Origin of the sequence: Pseudoalteromonas sp. S4492, assembly GCF_005886115.1 — a bacterium.
GTDB classification, from domain to species: domain Bacteria; phylum Pseudomonadota; class Gammaproteobacteria; order Enterobacterales; family Alteromonadaceae; genus Pseudoalteromonas; species Pseudoalteromonas gelatinilytica.
Genome location: NZ_PNCP01000296.1, coordinates 1 through 327 on the forward strand (window position 1 = coordinate 1; position 327 = coordinate 327).

A 327-nucleotide genomic window follows, 5' to 3' on the forward strand; every position below is an offset into this window, starting at 1 on the left:
AGCAGGTTGTTGACTGGTACTACAGCAACGAAGAGCAACTGTCTCAGGTTAAGTATGTTGTTCTGGAAGAGCAGGTAGTGGATACTGTTCTTGAAGCAGCCAAGGTTTCTGATAGCGAATGCAGCTACCAGGATGCGATCAAGCCTGCTGCTCCTGAAGAAGCTGAAGCTTCTGAAGAAGAACAGGCCTGAGGTTAGAGCGTCGTCTAAGGTTTTGGCGCGCGCTGCCGTATAAACGCCTTGTGCGCGTTGATAATGTTCGTCACCATAAGGTGATGCATTATTCAGGTTAAACCATGACACGTTACGCGACCCGCTCTATGCGGGT

1 pseudogene is annotated in these 327 nt (G+C 49.5%); it reads left to right on the forward strand.

Annotated features, from left to right (window positions below):
- Positions 1–191: pseudogene (locus CWC28_RS21620) on the forward strand (hypothetical protein); the annotation flags it as partial.
- Positions 192–327 lie beyond the last annotated feature (136 nt).